Below are 2,359 nucleotides of genomic sequence, written 5' to 3'. Positions count from 1 at the left end.
TGAGCTATTCCCCGCCATGAGATAATAGACGGTGCTTTATGTCTTCAGTAATTTTCGATGACTGCTGTTTCCGAGTGTTTTCGTTCTCTCCGTTCCCAGGGGAATTGTGCCTTAATTCCCTTTATTACTGCCGGTGATCCCGATTTATCTACCACTGCCCAAGCTTTACGCATTTTAGACCGGGCAGGGGCCGATCTGATCGAGTTGGGGGTTCCCTATTCCGATCCTCTTGCGGATGGTCCGGTTATTCAAGCGGCGGCCACCCGCGCTTTAAATCGGGGTGTCAAGTTGGAAGATGTGCTAGAAATCGTCAAAAATGCTCAGGGAGAGGTGAAAGCTCCCATTATTCTCTTTACTTACTATAATCCCATCTATCATCGCGGGATAGATGTCTTTTTAGACCAAATAAAAGCAGCCGGGGTGAGTGGTTTGGTGGTTCCCGATTTACCCCTAGAGGAAGCGGCAAGTCTGCTGCAACCGGCTGCCGCTAAGGGAATTGAGGTGATTTTATTGGTAGCGCCTACCAGTCCCCCGGAACGAATACAAGCGATCGCCCTGCAATCCCAAGGTTTTATTTATCTGGTGAGTGTCACGGGAGTGACGGGAATGCGGAATCAAGTGGCCACGAGAGTGGAGGAATTGCTCGATTCTATCCGTTCTGTCACCGATAAACCCGTGGGGGTAGGATTTGGCATTTCTGACCCGACACAGGCGCTACAGGTGAAAAACTGGGGTGCTGATGCGGTAATTGTCGGCAGTGCCATGGTTAAACGTCTGGCCGATAATTCCCCCAGCGAAGGGTTAAAATCCCTTGAAGAATTCTGTCGTAGTTTAAAACAGGCGATTCAGTGAGGGGTTAGAAATTCTTCTAAGGGAATTCCGGCTGCGGGGCGATCGAGGTAGAATCTTTCCCGAATTCCTCGATCACCTTGAGTTAAATTGGAGAGAGTTCGCGTTCACCCGCTAATTTCAGTGCAGAAGCTGCTTCAGGAATATAGGAAGTTTTCGTTTTAGAGACCATACCTCCCTGTTGTTCGAGTAATTGTTCTAGACGCATGGTACTCCAATCGGTCAGCATCGAGTTACCTAGCCGGGGGGCCAATTTGTTAATTTTCTCCACGGCGGAGATACCCAATTCATCCATCTGTAGGGAAGCTAGATAGCAATCACAGGCGATGTCTATCTCTCCTAATCGTTCGTGACATTGGCCGGCCATAAACCAAGCGATCGCCATTCCAGGTGGGCCGAGTCTAGTGGCAGAACGATAGATTTTCGCCGCTTCTTCAAATTTATTTTGTTTCAGTAAAATTTCCCCCAGTTGCAGGCGATAACGAGAGTAAAGAGGTTCCATCGCCACCATTTTCTTCGATCTCTCTTCGGCGAGATCAATATCGCCTAACCAGAGAGCTTCTTTTGTTCGGCTCTCAAAAACCGTCGTCAGATTTTCATGGGCGGCAATTCTCTCGGTCTCGTTTTTACACTCGCGGGTTAGTTCTTCCGCTAGGGATTGACAGATATCCATTTCACGGATGACCGTTTGTCGTTCACCCCGCAGAAGTGGAGCAAAAACAGCCGCGCGGTGGTAAACACTGGTTAAACGTTTAAACTCGAAATTTCCTCTGATCGTTTCAAGGTGATCGAGTTTTTCCCTTGCCACTTCTCGCCAATGAGCTACTGCGGCTATGTCTCGAAATACAGTAGCGTGTAAAGCGATTAGTTCTACGGCCGCTCCGAAAACCACCAGGCTTTCTTTAGAAGCGTGTTGAACGATCCGTTTAAAATCTTTCAGGTTTTCCGATGTACTGATACTTTCTTGACAGAGGATTTTAGACATCGCCAGGCTGTAAGCTAATCTAGCGAACGTGGGGTCTCTCCCAATGTTTTCATCGGTAATTGCAGGAATATAGCTAATAATCGTTTCATGAAAGCATAAACTCGATAATAAATTAATTGTTTTCAGTTGAGTAGCGGGTGAAAGCTCACGATAATGCTCTAAATGCTCGCAAAGAACTCTCCAACGTTCGGTTCTCAACTCATCGGGGAGGGTGAGAGGATCGTTAATTGGGTATTGAAAAAGACCGGTCTCTCGAATCAATTGCTCTCGAAAAGAAGCGGGGTGAACGAGAGTAACCGGGTTCACAGACGACGTATTAGTATCTCGCACTTCGGAGACAAGATTTCGATAACTATAGTCAATTCCCTGAATATGCCAAGCGCCAGATTGATAGGGACTAAGATCGAAATAAGGACGATGGCTCCAAGTGATCGGAAAATCGTTTAAAAATAGCATACATATTCTCAAGAAATGCGATCTTCTTTATCTGGTTAGTATTTCCACGATAGTCAACGGAGTATCTTG

General features: G+C 46.8%; 2 protein-coding genes. One reads left to right on the top strand and one right to left on the bottom strand.

The window, feature by feature from the left end; all coding sequences use genetic code 11:
• Positions 1–57: 57 nt before the first annotated feature.
• Positions 58–852, top strand: coding sequence for a tryptophan synthase subunit alpha (gene trpA, locus PX484_RS12595; protein WP_002804074.1), 795 nt, complete (start codon positions 58–60; stop codon positions 850–852).
• 82 nt (positions 853–934) lie between these two features.
• Here trpA and PX484_RS12590 read toward each other — a convergent pair whose 3' ends face one another.
• The gene (locus PX484_RS12590; RefSeq protein ID WP_287764569.1) at positions 935–2,290 is read right to left on the bottom strand and encodes a tetratricopeptide repeat protein; all 1,356 of its coding nucleotides are present in this window, start codon (positions 2,288–2,290) and stop codon (positions 935–937) included.
• Between the last annotated feature and the right edge of the window lie 69 nt (positions 2,291–2,359).

The organism is Microcystis sp. M49636_WE2 (assembly GCF_030065375.1).
Classification (GTDB): domain Bacteria; phylum Cyanobacteriota; class Cyanobacteriia; order Cyanobacteriales; family Microcystaceae; genus Microcystis; species Microcystis aeruginosa_C.
Note: the sequence above shows the minus strand (reverse complement) of the source record. Positions and strands in the feature narration are given on the sequence as shown.

Bases quoted from the DNA above. Each gene is read 5' to 3' on its own strand.
- trpA (WP_002804074.1), top strand. From the start codon at position 58: ATGACTGCTGTTTCCGAGTGTTTTCGTTCTCTCCGTTCCCAGGGGAAT.
- PX484_RS12590 (WP_287764569.1), bottom strand. From the start codon at position 2,290: ATGCTATTTTTAAACGATTTTCCGATCACTTGGAGCCATCGTCCTTAT.